At 43.8% G+C, this 635-nt stretch carries 1 protein-coding gene and 1 pseudogene; one reads left to right on the top strand and one right to left on the bottom strand.

The features are described 5' to 3' along the window. The coding region (gspS2, locus tag R8O11_RS28710) for a type II secretion system pilot lipoprotein GspS-beta (protein ID WP_318195055.1) at nt 1–237 on the top strand (237 nt) is incomplete at its 5' end. Nucleotides 238–381: 144 nt separating this feature from the next. Here the strand turns inward: gspS2 and R8O11_RS28705 are convergent. Further along, nucleotides 382–635 (bottom strand): annotated as a pseudogene (locus tag R8O11_RS28705) (5-methyltetrahydropteroyltriglutamate--homocysteine S-methyltransferase); the annotation flags it as partial.

Genomic DNA, 635 nt, shown 5'->3' with positions numbered 1-635 from the left:
CGTGTTTCTTCTAACAAGAACGTGGTAGAAATGATGATGATTTACAACGACGATGCTTTAGGTGCGAAACCATTAAACCAAGTACTGAATACCAGTATTTATACATACTGCAATACGCCGTCGGTAAGAGAGCAAATTGATATGGGTTTGATGTACCGATTGAAAGTGCGTAACTCACGCGGTCAGTTAATTGCTGATGAATTGGTTTCAGAGCAAACCTGTAGCAAAATCAAATAGTCACAGTAATTTGCTTGTCGCTCAAGCCCGACGACAACGAGAGCCGTCGTTAGTGAGCTAGGCGGACATTAAATAAAAGATACAAAAGCGGAGACGATGGTCTCCGCTTTTTTATTAGCCACTTTAAATTGGTGACGAGCTACCTTATGCAAGCTCTGCGCGAAGCTTCTTCGCAGCAGACACTAGGTTGGCAAGTGCAGCTTCCGTCTCTGCCCAGTTACGTGTTTTCAAACCACAGTCTGGGTTTACCCACAAACGTTGTACCGGAATCTTTTCTGCCGCTTTCTTGATTAAGCCTTCAATCCACTCTTCCGTCGGAATATTTGGTGAGTGAATGTCATAAACACCTGGGCCGATTTCGTTCGGGTAATTGAACTCTTCAAACGCTTTAAGCAGTT

Source organism: Vibrio sp. 1288 (genome assembly GCF_033344475.1).
This window is presented reverse-complemented; position numbering and strand designations above follow the sequence as displayed.